14 protein-coding genes are annotated in these 11,784 nt (G+C 46.0%); 4 read left to right on the top strand and 10 right to left on the bottom strand.

The annotated features are described in order from the left end of the window. Positions 1 to 114: 114 nt before the first annotated feature. The 3 genes from ACFPTP_RS10900 to ACFPTP_RS10890 form a co-directional block, all read right to left on the bottom strand. Complete coding sequence (locus ACFPTP_RS10900) at positions 115 to 1,401, bottom strand: MFS transporter (RefSeq protein ID WP_381444674.1); 1,287 nt, start codon at positions 1,399 to 1,401, stop codon at positions 115 to 117. 127 nt (positions 1,402 to 1,528) lie between these two features. Beyond that, complete coding sequence (locus tag ACFPTP_RS10895; RefSeq protein ID WP_381444672.1) at positions 1,529 to 2,608, bottom strand: AI-2E family transporter; 1,080 nt, start codon at positions 2,606 to 2,608, stop codon at positions 1,529 to 1,531. Positions 2,609 to 2,721: 113 nt separating this feature from the next. Next, entirely contained in the window at positions 2,722 to 3,567 is an 846-nt protein-coding gene (locus tag ACFPTP_RS10890) for a VOC family protein (RefSeq protein WP_381444669.1), read from the bottom strand. Positions 3,568 to 3,672: 105 nt separating this feature from the next. On the opposite strand from ACFPTP_RS10890, the gene ACFPTP_RS10885 reads away from it, so the two are divergent. Then, positions 3,673 to 3,990 (top strand): winged helix-turn-helix transcriptional regulator, encoded by a 318-nt coding sequence (locus ACFPTP_RS10885; RefSeq protein ID WP_381444666.1) that lies wholly within the window; start codon positions 3,673 to 3,675, stop codon positions 3,988 to 3,990. 56 nt (positions 3,991 to 4,046) lie between these two features. Here the strand turns inward: ACFPTP_RS10885 and ACFPTP_RS10880 are convergent, their stop codons facing one another. The 3 genes from ACFPTP_RS10880 to ACFPTP_RS10870 form a co-directional block, all read right to left on the bottom strand. Further along, the gene (locus ACFPTP_RS10880) at positions 4,047 to 4,379 is read right to left on the bottom strand and encodes a L,D-transpeptidase (RefSeq protein ID WP_381444662.1); all 333 of its coding nucleotides are present in this window, start codon (positions 4,377 to 4,379) and stop codon (positions 4,047 to 4,049) included. Between the two features lie 123 nt (positions 4,380 to 4,502). Further along, entirely contained in the window at positions 4,503 to 5,078 is a 576-nt protein-coding gene (locus ACFPTP_RS10875) for a nucleotidyltransferase domain-containing protein (protein ID WP_381444659.1), read from the bottom strand. A gap of 88 nt (positions 5,079 to 5,166) precedes the next feature. Beyond that, on the bottom strand, positions 5,167 to 6,216 hold the full coding sequence (locus tag ACFPTP_RS10870; protein WP_381444656.1) for an ATP synthase beta subunit C-terminal domain-containing protein: 1,050 nt from the start codon (positions 6,214 to 6,216) through the stop codon (positions 5,167 to 5,169). Positions 6,217 to 6,381: 165 nt separating this feature from the next. Here ACFPTP_RS10870 and ACFPTP_RS10865 point away from each other — a divergent pair, with 165 nt between their 5' ends. Both ACFPTP_RS10865 and ACFPTP_RS10860 read left to right on the top strand, forming a co-directional pair. Continuing rightward, on the top strand, positions 6,382 to 6,522 hold the full coding sequence (locus ACFPTP_RS10865; protein WP_381444653.1) for a hypothetical protein: 141 nt from the start codon (positions 6,382 to 6,384) through the stop codon (positions 6,520 to 6,522). Between the two features lie 211 nt (positions 6,523 to 6,733). Further along, positions 6,734 to 6,925, top strand: coding sequence for a hypothetical protein (locus ACFPTP_RS10860; protein ID WP_381444651.1), 192 nt, complete (start codon positions 6,734 to 6,736; stop codon positions 6,923 to 6,925). Positions 6,926 to 6,967: 42 nt separating this feature from the next. On the opposite strand, the gene tatC is transcribed toward ACFPTP_RS10860, so the two are convergent. The 4 genes from tatC to ACFPTP_RS10840 all read right to left on the bottom strand — a co-directional run bounded on the left by tatC (position 6,968) and on the right by ACFPTP_RS10840 (position 10,606). After that, the gene (tatC, locus tag ACFPTP_RS10855) at positions 6,968 to 7,834 is read right to left on the bottom strand and encodes a twin-arginine translocase subunit TatC (protein ID WP_381444648.1); all 867 of its coding nucleotides are present in this window, start codon (positions 7,832 to 7,834) and stop codon (positions 6,968 to 6,970) included. A gap of 12 nt (positions 7,835 to 7,846) precedes the next feature. Beyond that, positions 7,847 to 8,041: a twin-arginine translocase TatA/TatE family subunit gene (gene tatA, locus ACFPTP_RS10850; RefSeq protein WP_381444645.1), complete on the bottom strand. Its 195-nt coding sequence runs from the start codon at positions 8,039 to 8,041 to the stop codon at positions 7,847 to 7,849. Positions 8,042 to 8,119: 78 nt separating this feature from the next. Further along, a complete protein-coding gene (locus ACFPTP_RS10845; RefSeq protein ID WP_381444643.1) occupies positions 8,120 to 9,832 on the bottom strand; it encodes a GMC family oxidoreductase in 1,713 nt (570 codons plus the stop codon). 15 nt (positions 9,833 to 9,847) lie between these two features. Then, positions 9,848 to 10,606, bottom strand: a complete 759-nt coding sequence (locus tag ACFPTP_RS10840) for a gluconate 2-dehydrogenase subunit 3 family protein (protein ID WP_381444641.1) — start codon at positions 10,604 to 10,606, stop codon at positions 9,848 to 9,850. A 128-nt stretch (positions 10,607 to 10,734) separates the two neighbouring features. Between ACFPTP_RS10840 and ACFPTP_RS10835 the strand changes: the two genes are divergently transcribed. Further along, positions 10,735 to 11,781, top strand: a complete 1,047-nt coding sequence (locus ACFPTP_RS10835) for a PQQ-dependent sugar dehydrogenase (protein ID WP_381444639.1) — start codon at positions 10,735 to 10,737, stop codon at positions 11,779 to 11,781. Positions 11,782 to 11,784 lie beyond the last annotated feature (3 nt).

The raw sequence follows: 11,784 nt of genomic DNA, 5'->3' as shown, positions 1-11,784 counted from the left end.
TAAACGTTTTTGCCCACGCAAAAACACCTCCGATGTTAGTACTTTTTACAAGTGTACCACTCCGAAGGTGTTTTATATTGTCTCAAAAATTTAGGTTAGCCCACTAGCCGAAATTTAGGCTGCCCTGTTTTTATTCCTTTGTCTAATACGGATCAATCCTACATATACAACTGGCAAGATTGCCGTAAACACAATAAGCCCTCCCCAGCCAACCCCATCATACAGCGGACTGAGCAACGTACTTCCCATCGCCACACCGACATAATAAGAAACTAAATAGAGGCTCGCTGCACTGCCTTTATGATGGGTTGCCTCCTTGCTGACTGACGCTGCCGTCAAGGAGTGTGCTGTGAAAAATCCTAAACAGACGATACATAGGCCGACGATAATGAACGCAAGCGGTGCAAGGGCTGTCATGCCAATGCCCACTGCTAGTAAACCAATTCCTGCTAGCCTCACATTTCGGAGACCGAACTTCCCTGAAAGCCACCCTGCGAGCGGAGCCCCGACGACTCCAAACCCGTATGCCAAATATAAGTAGGAGATCGTTTCGAGTGAAAGTGAATACGGTGGAGCAATGAGATGAAATGGTAAGTACGTCCATACTCCGGTAAATGACAACTGAAGGACGATTCCTAAACCGAATACGATAAGCAAAGCCGGATTTTTCAAATGAAATACGATGCCCTCGATATCTTTTGCAAAGGTCGTATCACTCGGCACGAAATTCCTTGATTTCGGAAGCGTTAACAGCAGGATGACGAATAGTATAGTCCCGAAAATCGAAAGTATGTATAAAGACATTTGCCACGAAGCCTGTTCGGCAATGAACCCCGTCAGGAAACGGCCGATCATGCCTCCCAAACTGTTAAAAGAGATATAGAGCGCGGTTGCGATATTCGTAAAATTCTTATGTACTTCCTCGCTTATATACGCGAGTGCCGCAGCAGGCACTCCAGCGAGCGCAAACCCTTGTATGAAACGGAGAATGACGATGAGCAAGAATGAATCCGTATTTGCGATAATGAGAAAAGGAACAACCGAGCCGAGCAAGGAAAGGTAAACGTATACCTTCCGCCCATTACGATCGGAGAAAAAACCAAGGACAATGAGCCCGACAATAAGCCCCATCGTCGTCATTGACATCGCCATACTTGCATACGAAACCGATATTCCGAATTCTTTTGTGAATAAAGGAAGAAGCGGCTGCATCGAATACATTGCTGCAAAGATGAAAACTGAAGCAAACCCTAAGCCGAGAACGATTTTCCAAAATTGAAGATTTCTTATGGTATAGCCGTCATGCTGCATCATCCCACGTCCAGTCGTCAGCCTATTTGTTTTATTATAACATTTTAAATTCTTAATGCTTAGGGAAATGAAATGCCGCCCAGGAAACACCGTGACCACCTGATCACTAATGCAAACCGCCTAAACCAACATCACAACCGCCTGAAACACCAACACAAAAAAAGATGAAGGGAAATGCATCTGCATTCCTTCATCTTTTTTCAAAAAATATATTCTTCTACACATTCTTCGTAGCAGCTTGCTTAATCTTCCTTCGCTGCTCATAAACATTCTGCACAATCACTTTCAAGACCGCATACACAGGCACGCCGACGATGATGCCGACAAAACCGGCGATATTACCCGCCGCCAAGATGATGGTAATGACAGTGAGCGGGTGGATGTCGAGCGATTTGCCCATGACGTTCGGCGTGATGAGATTGCTGTCGATCTGCTGGGCAATCAGTGTGACAATTGCGACACCGATGACAAGCTTAGGTTCTTGTATATAGGCAATGATGAGTGCCGGTGTGACGGCAATCCACGGCCCGATGAACGGTACTAAGTTCATGAAAAGCGCGAAAATCGCAAGTAACAGTGCATATTCTAACTTCAAAAACATATATCCAATCAAGATAAGTGACGCAAGGATTGCACTGATCAGAAATTGCCCTTGGATGTATGAACGCAGCACGTTGTCGATATCGCCCAATGTCTTCCTCACCCATTCACGGCGTTCGCCGCTGAATAGGTTATAAATGTTCGGTGCGAATTTTTCATGGTCCTTCAGCATGAAGATGAAGAAAAACGGGACCAATACGAGCAGGAAGATTGCCTGGAAGAAGGATTGTAAAAATTGGACAACCCATTTTCCGAAATTCACAGCAATTTTCTGAATCGAATTTGTTGCACTGTCGATTGATCCTTGCAGGCTTGGAGGCAAATTGTCTTCCAGTTCCCCGAACATACTTTTCACTTCATCGAATTTCTTCGACAATGTTGGCGCGTTTTCGACGAGGTTATTCACCTGTTTCGTTACATGAGGCCCTATGATGGAGATGAAAATCCCTAGTACGACGACAAGACCTGCCAAGATGATCAAAATGCTTCCCCAACGTGGGACTTTCCGATTTTCCAAAAATCGCTGTATCGGTTCAGTCATGTAATAAAGCACGCCACCAAGCAACAACGGTAAAATGATTGCTTTAATAATAATGATGACTGGCGCGAAGATGAAACTGATTTCCATAAAATATTTAATGATTAAGATGGCCAATAAAATACCGACGCCAACTTGGAACCAAAGCTTCTTCGTCAATTTTCCACGTCCTTTACCGTCTACAATAGTTTTAAGTTAAGTATACGGTTTAATACGTTTTCTGTCGAAAGAAGTTTCAAAATTATTGGCTGTACTTGTTTTTTATTATTTTCTCAGTGAATACGCAGGATGATTCCATTCCCCGCCGGATCTTCCGTCGTAAAGAATCCTGCTCTTGATTCCACAGTTGCACCGAGGGCTTCAACCTTACCAATGGCAGCCTGCAGTGTCACTTCGTCAGGATACACTAATGTGTAAGCTTTCAGTCCAGCGCTATCTTGCGATGGACGCGGCGCGCCTGCACCGTTCCATGTGTTCAAGCCAAGGTGATGGTGATAGTTTCCGGTCGACATGAATAGAGCTTGTGGATAATGGGTGGCAACTCTGAACCCTAACGCTTCATAGAAAGCTTGCGTCTCCGGAAGGCTTGCAACATGCAGATGGACATGCCCCATGAGCGTACCTTCGGGCAGGCCGTTCCATTCCTCATTTCCACTTGCTTCAACAATCGCTCTAGCGTCAAGCGGATCGGTGCTCATCGCGACGAAGTCATTTTGCCATTTCCATGATTCAGGGTCCCGGTCACGGTAAATTTCAATGCCATTTCCATCCGGATCGGATAAGTACAACGCTTCGCTCACAAGGTGATCTGAAGCCCCTAGGCGTACATCGTTCTTGGAAAAATGTTTGATCGCTTTTCCGAGATCAGCCCGTGTCGGCAATAAAAGTGCGAAATGATAAAGGCCAGTGCGTCTTGGCTCCTTCGTAAGAATCTGCTCCGGTTGCTCTAGGACAAGCAATGGTTGTTGACCATCAGCAGTCAATACAACTCGGTTATCCTCTTTTTTCAGCACACGGAATCCGATAATTTCCGTATAGAAGTTTGTCAATTTATCCAGATCAGTCACTTTCAACACGACTTCCCCAGTATATATATGTGGTGGTTGATGAAATTTCATGTTTTATTCCTCCTGGTAAGTTACTTACTTTATGTAACTAACTTTATATGCTACAATATAAATTGTCAATAACAAACGATTTTTACTTTGAAAGGATTTTGGCATATGAATGAATTCGAGCTTTGTCCACGCTTTGAAAAGGCTGTATCCATCTTGAGCCAACGATGGACCGCATTGATTTTATATCAGCTTATGTCCGGCCCGCAGCGCTTCTGTACGATGACCGATAAGTTGGGCGTGAGCGGCAAAACATTGACGGAACGGTTGAAGGATCTAGAGCAGCGCGGGTTCGTCGTCCGTGAAGTATACCCCGAAACACCGGTGCGTATTGAGTATTCATTGACGGAGAAAGGAATGTCTTTGACGCCGATTATGAAAGAGATTGAAGAGTGGTCGAAGGAATGGATCACGGTCGAAAAATAAGGATGCGAAGCTTAGTATTCGCAAAAAAGCCGATTGCAAACGAAGCAACCGGCTTTTCATGTATGAATTCTTACTGTTGTCCCTACCCTTACGAGCGAGGCCAGTTCAAGGACATCTTTGTTATGCATCCGAATGCACCCATGCGACACGTTTTTCCCGATAGATGACGGATTATTTGTCCCATGGATTCCATAATGGGGTTTGGATAGCCCCATCCAAAATACACCGAACGGACCGCCAGGATTTGGCTGTTTATTGACGATGATATATGTCCCGACTGGTGTAGCCGTCACCATCCTCCCTACAGCAATCGGATATTTTTTTAGCAATCGCTGCCCGTCATACAGTTTTAATTCATGTTTGCCGGTAGAAATGTCAATCCAACGCATTCACTTCCCGCCTTCTTGAAAAAGATTGTTCTTATAGAATACGGGAAGGAGACCCGTTGCTTTGGGCGCAGTGCGGCTTTTACTCAAACAATCTACTTGGTCGCGCAAGATGCTTTTGACATTCTAATGTTCTCGAAGATGGGGTATCCATTCATGATCAGGCATATGAATTTCAAGTACACCGCAAAGCCATTGACGATCTTCATCGCCTAGCAACTCCTTCACAGCATGAAAATCCGCATGATCCTTCTCTCTCGGATTTTTCGCTTTGTATAGAAGGACGATTGCCGGATGCAAATGAGGAATGCCTTCCTCGGAAATCAAAAATAATGTCGTGCCCTGAAAAATGATTGTCGGATCCCGTCTAAAAATCCACTCCCCATTCTTCACTTCATTCAACAATACTTCCAAGCGCTCCCCGCTCTTTTCATGGACGCCGTGCAATTCATGGATCGGCAGCTCCAGCGTCTCCGATTCCCAATCAACCAGTTTACCCTTCACCGCTTTTTGAAAGGACCAGTCAGCCAAGCTATTTTTCATCCGATGCTGATCTTCCCGAAGGATAGCGATTTCAATATCTGAATGCTCTCTTGTTTGATTCCCAAGAAAAAGGTCAATCGCCCAACCGCCCGCAACTCCCCACGGTCGGTCGAAATCCTTCATCCATTCCACCGCTTTTCGACACGCCTCCAAGATCATTCCTCCCATACACGAAAAAAGGAGCGACCGCGTCACTCCTTGTTGTCTTTTCATTTTATCTGAACGTCGGAATTCTTACAAACCGTTATTACAATTTTCCGATATAGCTTAGACTTCCTACATCTTGCGAATCAAATGAGCCGTCCAATATTGTCTGCACATCTTTCAATGTATCCTGAAGACCGACGGATTGGCCCTGTTGCCCGGTGTATTCTTCAGCAACATAGAATGGCTGGGTCAAATACGCTTCCAAACGTTCTCCACGTTTATACGTTTGCGCTTCGGATGGCGGAAGCTTCTCTTCTCCGCCTACAGTAACAAGTGACCGCAATTCCCGGTATCGGCGCAATAATTTTTGTGCTCTTTGCTGAATAAAGAAATGATTTTGATCCATATGCGAGCCTTCTAGCACTGATGAAGTAGAGGCAATCGGGTTGACTGCAGGATATCGGTGTCTTGCCGACAAATCAGCGTCGAACTGCCATAGTGTTTCAAGCGGGCCGTATGGGAGCTCCTCATCTACTGCCTCTCCTGTTAAATCCAATAGAAAAGTTGTAACGGAATCCATTCCGATTTGCTGCAAGCGCTCTTGCAGCTCGTAAATGCCGCCAGCGACTACATGACTTTTGTCTGCCGCAAACGCAATGTCCTTTTCAAGGCCAAGCGCCGCCATCTTCTCATACGTTTCATCAATTGTTTTCGTTGTCACATCCACATTTTCCAATACATCAGCCAACTCCGGGTGATTCCCCTCGGGCATCAACAGGAAAGTTGTATAGCCCTCTTGCTTCAACCGATAGAATAATTCACTCATGACGACAAGCTGGCCCATCTGTTTCCGTGCGACCAAGCCGACTGTCCCGCCTTTTGCCAAAGGTGCAAATAAATCCAACGTCTTAATTTTCGTTTCGATCATCTCGATCTTCTCCCCCCGGATTATCAATTCGTCCAAACTGCACTCCGCCAGATCCGCAAGCGCCACAAGCGTCCTCACTTCCGATTTACCGACTGAAATCTTCCCCGTGCACAAATTCGAAACTGTCGCTGGCCGAAGACCGACTGCTTTTGCTGCACTCGTCAAATTCGGAACCCTTCTCCTCAGCAGCGAAACATTCAACCGAAGATTGTCTCTTTCCATATTTTTCACCCCTTACTTTGTATAGTAATTTATTTTATGTCACAATGCAATAAATATTTACTCCTAAACGTAATTTATTTTTCAATATTGAAATATGGATAGAAATTACGAAATAGGGAATCTTAACGGTGTTGCAAAATCCAATGTGAGGAAGGTGACGTTTTTATGAATAAAATGGCGATAGCGGCATTAGGTCTTGGAGCTGCCTTTCTGATGAGGAATAAAAAAGTCCGAGGAAGGCTGATGAGGCAGTTTGAATCGCTCGCAGAACCATTCACCTCAAAAAATGGATCATCGAATTCATAAAAATCTTTCTCACGGGAGAATCGGCATCCTTTTTGGGTGCCGATTTTTATTTGCTTGCGCCGATAATTGAGCCGTTATAGAAATAATGGAGCCCTTGTGCGATTAATTGAGCCCTTGATGAAATAATGGAGCCCTTGCGCCATCACATCTTTGTTTAGACTCTACCAAATCGGGAAAGTATTTTGTAAGCAATAAATGAGGAGGAACGATGATGAACAAAAAAATGGCATTGGCCGCACTTGGTTTAGGCGCAGCATATTTGATGAGAAACAAGGACGCACGAAATAAATTATCGAAGCAGTTCGATTCGTTCGGCTCCACGCCGATGAGAGGCGAGAAAAGCTCTCGCACTTCCACTTCATCTAGTCGAAATAAAGGATTGCTAGGCGGTCTTTTCAGTTGAATAAAAAAGAGAGGGTGCGCGTATGAATGCGCCCTCTCTTTTTTAATGGTTCACCGCAACGTTACGCCTCTCCATGTAAAGAACGATGAAAATGCTCGTTTCGTATAGTAAGATCATCGGAATGAGGACGATGAGCTGGCTGACGAAATCGGGAGGTGTGATCAGCGCTGATACAACAGCCAGGATAAGATAAGACCACTTTCTCACTTTCCGCAAAGTGTCAGCAGTCAATATGCCGATTGCAGCTAGGAACATGGCGACGATCGGCAGCTCGAACAATAGCCCGATCGGCATCGTCGTCATGAGCAGGAATTTTGCATACTCCTGTGCGGACACCATTACCTTGAAGTTCATCGCACCCAACGATATGAGGAAGCGGTAGCTCAACGGATTGACAACGAAGTAGCCGAATGCCAAGCCTACTAGGAACAAGAAGAACATGACCGGCGAATAAAGGCTTAGAAATTGCCTTTCCTTTGGCTTCAGTCCCGGCTTCACGAATTGCCATAAGAAATGGCAGAGGAACGGAAGCGATAATCCAAATGCCAATGCAGTCGAAATCGACATGTAGAAGACGACAACTTCCATCGGTCCGAGGACAATCAATTCATGCCCTCTTGTGACGACCGGAAACCACAGATTGACGGTCGCAAAAACACCGATGAAAAAAACCACAAATACAACAGCGCTTTTAATGAGCTGTTTGCGCAAATCGGTCAAGTGCTCGACAAGCGTTGGATCACTTTCCATTCTCTTATTGTCGTCCCCCGTCGTTTCAGGCGGGCTTTCTTGCTCTTGGACCGACTCCGTGGCAAGCTTTTCAACAGGCTTCATTTCCAGCGGACTTTCCACCGGCTTCATGTCGAGCGGGCTTATTACTTTGCGATTATGATCTCCGTACGGATCCATTTCATCACCTGCTTACGAAATATCCGTTTTCTTTGGCGTTTCCTTCATTTCTTCATCTTCCAGAACCTCACGGGCCGATTTCTTGAATTCTGCCAATGTCTTGCCGACCGCGGAACCGACTTCCGGCAACTTACGCGGACCAAAAAGAATGAGGACGATCACTAAGATGATGATTAAGCCCGGTACTCCGATGCTCGCTAAACTCATGGTGAAATTCTCCCTTCTATCATTTACGATTCGGTGCAAATTAAGCTAAGAATCTTTTGTGGCTGTATGAAATTCCTCTTATACAAGGGAACCTCCCGTTTTGCTGTACTTCAAAATGGCTTCCGCAGCGCGGTATGCCAAAGCTCCAATCGTGCCTGTCGGGTTATAGCCGCCATTATGCGGAAAGTTCCCCGCGCCGACGACGAACAGATTTTCCGCGTCCCAATGCTGCAATTGGTTGTTCACAACACTAGTGGCAGGGTCCGTGCCCATGATTGTTCCACCCGTATTATGTGTCGTTTGGTAGGGAACTATGTCATAGTCGGATATCGGATTTCCAGGTACCACAGTTTTCGCGCCCATTTCCTTCATGATTTCCTCAGCCCGGTCTGTCAGGTACTTATGCAAATTCCGGTCCTGTTCCGTGAAATTGTACGTCAACTGCAATAGCGGTACTCCATATGCGTCACGATAGTCAGGGTCGAGCGACATGAAATTTTCTTTATGCGGCATGGAAGCCCCTTGGCCGCCAATCGATAACACACGTGTATAATTTTCAATGGATGCCTTTTTGAATTCAGATCCCCAAGCAGGCACATCCGGCTGAATAGGATTTGTCTGAATCGGTCTGACTCCGGGTTGCGTCAATGAAAGGCTCGCACCGTGGATGAAATCAAGGTCGGAATGATCAAAACTGTCTCCGTTGTAATCATCGATTGTCATGCCCAATGCACCTGCTCCCATGAACACATTCATCTGTTCATCGAAAAATCCAGTCACGGTCGGCAAAATTTGATAGCCATAGTTTTTGCCTAACGTTCCTCGTCCCGTTTCCGGATTGTATTGTTCGCCGATTTTGGAGACCATGAGCAATTTTGCATTGTTCATTACATAGCTTGTCAAAACGACGACATCGGCCGGTTGAATGAACTCCTCGCCGGTTTGAGTATCCACATACCTCACGCCGGTAACTTTATTGCCGGACTTCAGGACTTCAACGACATTGGCATGGAATGTAATATCAAAGTTCCCTGTTTTCATCGCTGTCGGTACAACAGTAATTTCCGGCGACGTTTTTGCTCCGTATTCACAGCCGAACCGTTCGCAAAATCCGCAGTACTGGCAAGCGCCGATTGTCTGTCCGTCCGGGTTTTCGTATACTTCCGACAGATTGGCAGAAGGTAACATGTACGGATGGTAGCCCATTGAAGAAGCAGCAGTCTCAAATTTTTTCAGAATCGGAGTCCTTTTCATCGGCGGTGTCGGGAATTCAGAAGAACGCTTGCCCGCGAAAGGATTTGTATTCTCTCCCGATATGCCCGCCGTCTTTTCGAACTTATCGAAGTAGGGCTCCAATTCGTCGTACGTGACACCCCAGTCTTGCAGTAAATAATCTGCTGAAAGTTTGTTTTTCCCATATTTTTGATCGGTCATTGTCTTAATTTGAAAATCGTACGGCAAAAAGCGGAACGTATGGCCATTCCAGTGCGTCCCCGCACCGCCAAGATTCTCACCGAGGAGAAATGAACCTAACTGCCGCATCGGAAGCGCGCGCATTTTGCGGTGGTTGCGGAACGTAATCGTCTCCTTCGACAAATCCTGCATCAGCTCATAGCGGATCGCATAGCGATATTCGTCATGCACCATTTGATAATCAGCAGTGCCGCGCGATTTCCCTCTTTCCAGACCGCGCACTTTCAATCCCGCCTTCGCGCATTCGGCTGCGATGATTCCGCCCATCCAACCGACTCCCACTGTCACTACATCAACCTTATCCAACGTTTTCGCCATCAGTTAATCCCTCCGTCAATGCTGCATCGTGCTAATTGATTTTGGTTCGATTTTTTGAAACTTCTCATCTTCGATCATGTTGATATATGCCATTTGGTGGCCAGGGAATCCTTTCATACGCCAGCCGTCCATATTTACATTTCCACTATAGATCGGATCTGCGTATGCACCTTCTAATGTCGCTTGGCGAAGCATCTTGAAAAAGAATTCTGACGAAACACCTTTCATTTCCACATCATTTTTTTGGAATGATGTAAGGATCTCGTCCATTTGAGCGGCATCCAACGAGGCAAATCCTTTCTGATACCGTTTCTGCGCCTCTTCTTCCATTTTTGCAATCCCTTGTCTAAAAATCTCGGCACGTGTCAACCTGCTTTGATACCCTTGTGTCGCTTCCCCTGCAAAAAACGGCCCTTGCATGTATTCTCGCGCATTGCTGCCATAGTTTCCTGCCAACTGGTTATCTATGAAATACGGGACACCAAGTCCTATTGCGCCCGGCCCAAGATCATCCTCCGGAAAAATCCGCTCAACGGCATGCGATAGCACATTGAAATCATATTTATTTTGAAAGAACATCAGCCCTCTTGCCGGCGGCGCTTCATGCCCTGTTTCGGCATTTGTTCCGCTTGTCGTTTTTCCGTCTTTTTTGGAGTTGTATCCGATGAGTCCCCCGATAACGCCTCCGCCTACTAACGCTCCAGTCGCGATCCCTGTCGTTTTAAGGAAGTCGCGCCTCGACAATCCTTTTTGATCCTTTTGATCATTTGTCATTTTCCTTCCTCCTCCCGTAGTTAGTACAAAGCATGTCCGTTTTACCATTGATTTCATACAAATTCGGAAAACATTCTTCAAATACGGTATATTATGTTGAAATGGAACAATTATGGAGGAGGTGCAGAATGAAACGGCTTATGTTTTTGTGTATCATTCTCGGACTTGCGGGATGCTCGTCTGCGGACAAAGCGGATGACAGCACGTACGCCGCTGCCCGGATCGCAACAAATTTGGAGTCCCCTTGGTCTATCGATTCGGATGGAGAAAGGTTATTCGTGGCAGAACGGGATGGGGCAATTGTGCGGATTGAAAGGTATGGAGAAAAGTATGGAAAGATGGTTCGGGAAAAGGTTTTTCTATCGGAGCCTTTATCCACTGCAGCGGAAGCAGGGTTGCTGGGGTTTGTACTTCACAAGGATTTCAATGAAACATCACTCGCTTATGCCTACTACACGTATGACCTCGGCGGGAAGCCGGTCAACCGTATTGTGACACTGTTCCGCGATGGAGAGGGATGGCATGAAGAAGACATTCTTTTGGATATGATTGAATCGGGGCCTGTCCATCATGGGGGAAGGCTCGCGTTGTCGCCGGAAGGAAATTTGTTTGCCACGATTGGTGATGGAGCCACACCTGAAAACGCGCAAAATCCTCATTCATTCAACGGAAAGATTGTGCAGCTTCAAGAGGATGGCAGCTTTAAAATTGTCAGTACGGGGCATCGGAACCCTCAAGGACTTGCTTGGAATTCGAAAGGTGAACTTTATTCTTCAGAGCATGGACAGTCCGCTAATGATGAAATCAATGAAATTGTTCAAGGCGGGAATTATGGATGGCCTGAAATTGAAGGGAATGAAAGCAAGGAAGGCATGCTTTCCCCACTGCTCACTTCCGGAGCAAGTGAGACGTGGGCGCCATCCGGGATGACGTTTCATAATGGATTGCTATTTGTCGCGGCGCTAAGGGGGGAAGCCATTTTGGTGATCGACCCGGAAACGATGGAGATCACAAGAAAAATCAAAGGTTACGGCCGTATTCGGGACGTCTTTTCGGATGGGGATTCGCTTTACTTCGTTTCCAATAATACCGACGGGCGGGGAACCCCTTCCGAATCGGATGATAGTTTGTATGTACTTGTGAATGTAAAAAAAATAGCGGATGAAGGAATGTAGTAA

Source organism: Sporosarcina koreensis (assembly GCF_042655825.1).
Lineage (GTDB): Bacteria > Bacillota > Bacilli > Bacillales_A > Planococcaceae > Sporosarcina > Sporosarcina koreensis.
This window is presented reverse-complemented; position numbering and strand designations above follow the sequence as displayed.

Bases quoted from the DNA above. Each gene is read 5' to 3' on its own strand.
- ACFPTP_RS10890 (WP_381444669.1), bottom strand. From the start codon at position 3,567: ATGAAATTTCATCAACCACCACATATATATACTGGGGAAGTCGTGTTG.
- ACFPTP_RS10885 (WP_381444666.1), top strand. From the start codon at position 3,673: ATGAATGAATTCGAGCTTTGTCCACGCTTTGAAAAGGCTGTATCCATC.
- ACFPTP_RS10880 (WP_381444662.1), bottom strand. From the start codon at position 4,379: ATGCGTTGGATTGACATTTCTACCGGCAAACATGAATTAAAACTGTAT.
- ACFPTP_RS10875 (WP_381444659.1), bottom strand. From the start codon at position 5,078: ATGATCTTGGAGGCGTGTCGAAAAGCGGTGGAATGGATGAAGGATTTC.
- ACFPTP_RS10870 (WP_381444656.1), bottom strand. From the start codon at position 6,216: ATGGAAAGAGACAATCTTCGGTTGAATGTTTCGCTGCTGAGGAGAAGG.
- ACFPTP_RS10865 (WP_381444653.1), top strand. From the start codon at position 6,382: ATGAATAAAATGGCGATAGCGGCATTAGGTCTTGGAGCTGCCTTTCTG.
- ACFPTP_RS10860 (WP_381444651.1), top strand. From the start codon at position 6,734: ATGAACAAAAAAATGGCATTGGCCGCACTTGGTTTAGGCGCAGCATAT.
- tatC (WP_381444648.1), bottom strand. From the start codon at position 7,834: ATGGATCCGTACGGAGATCATAATCGCAAAGTAATAAGCCCGCTCGAC.
- tatA (WP_381444645.1), bottom strand. From the start codon at position 8,041: ATGAGTTTAGCGAGCATCGGAGTACCGGGCTTAATCATCATCTTAGTG.
- ACFPTP_RS10845 (WP_381444643.1), bottom strand. From the start codon at position 9,832: ATGGCGAAAACGTTGGATAAGGTTGATGTAGTGACAGTGGGAGTCGGT.
- ACFPTP_RS10840 (WP_381444641.1), bottom strand. From the start codon at position 10,606: ATGACAAATGATCAAAAGGATCAAAAAGGATTGTCGAGGCGCGACTTC.
- ACFPTP_RS10835 (WP_381444639.1), top strand. From the start codon at position 10,735: ATGAAACGGCTTATGTTTTTGTGTATCATTCTCGGACTTGCGGGATGC.